This is a genomic window from Streptomyces sp. SID11385 (assembly GCF_010548245.1).
Classification (GTDB): domain Bacteria; phylum Actinomycetota; class Actinomycetes; order Streptomycetales; family Streptomycetaceae; genus Streptomyces.
This window is the reverse complement of record NZ_JAAGLR010000552.1, coordinates 1-655: the sequence shown is the minus strand read 5'-3', so window position 1 is coordinate 655 and position 655 is coordinate 1. Positions and strand designations below refer to the sequence as shown.

Sequence of the window (655 nt, the reverse complement as noted above, 5' to 3'; positions counted from 1 at the left end):
GCTCGCGCTGGTCCTGTGGGACGTACCCGCCGAGGAGGGCGCGGCGCTGCGTACGGCGGTGCGCGCGCTCGGCGATCCCGAGGGGCTGCGGGCCGTCGTCCTCGCCGACACGGTCTACGGCGCCGCCGCGAGCCGCCGCGCGCTGATCGAAGTGCTGCTCCTGCCCGACCCGCGCGAGACCGCGCGGGAGGCCGCCGCCGCTCCCGCACCTCCCACCGAGGAGCCGCCCGCATGAGTCCCGCCCCCGAACGGGCCGTCCCCGTCACCCTCGACCTGCGGCAGTACGCGCGGCGCCCGCGCACCGGCGCCGAGGTCGTCGCCCTGTGGGAGCGCCTGGAGCCCGTCGTGACGACGGTGGACCCGCGCGCGATGCCGCGCGCCGTCATCGAGGTACCGGGCGAGGGCCGCGTCGGGGTCTGGTTCCTCAGCCCCGGCACCGTCCCCGTACCGATGGACCCCACGACACCGTTCGCCGTGCGCGGGGTCGTCGAGCCGCCGCGGGCACGCCCCGCCTGCGACACGTGTGCCGCCGAAGGGCGCGAGACGTACGGGCCGTTCCGCTGCCCGGGCTGCGGCCCGAAGGGGCGCGGCGGGCACGTCTGCGAGGAGCACGCGCTCTTCCTGCCGGGCCGGGCGCGCGCGACGTGCGCGCGGC

Annotated in this window: 1 protein-coding gene and 1 pseudogene; both read left to right on the top strand. The window is 78.8% G+C overall.

Translation table 11 applies throughout. The annotated features are described in order from the left end of the window. Window positions 1-235, top strand: a 235-nt coding sequence (locus tag G3I42_RS16770) for a hypothetical protein (protein WP_203606914.1), incomplete at its 5' end; no start/stop codon positions are given. After that, window positions 232-655 (top strand): annotated as a pseudogene (locus tag G3I42_RS16765) (hypothetical protein); the annotation flags it as partial. The gene G3I42_RS16770 and the pseudogene G3I42_RS16765, both read left to right, overlap by 4 nt.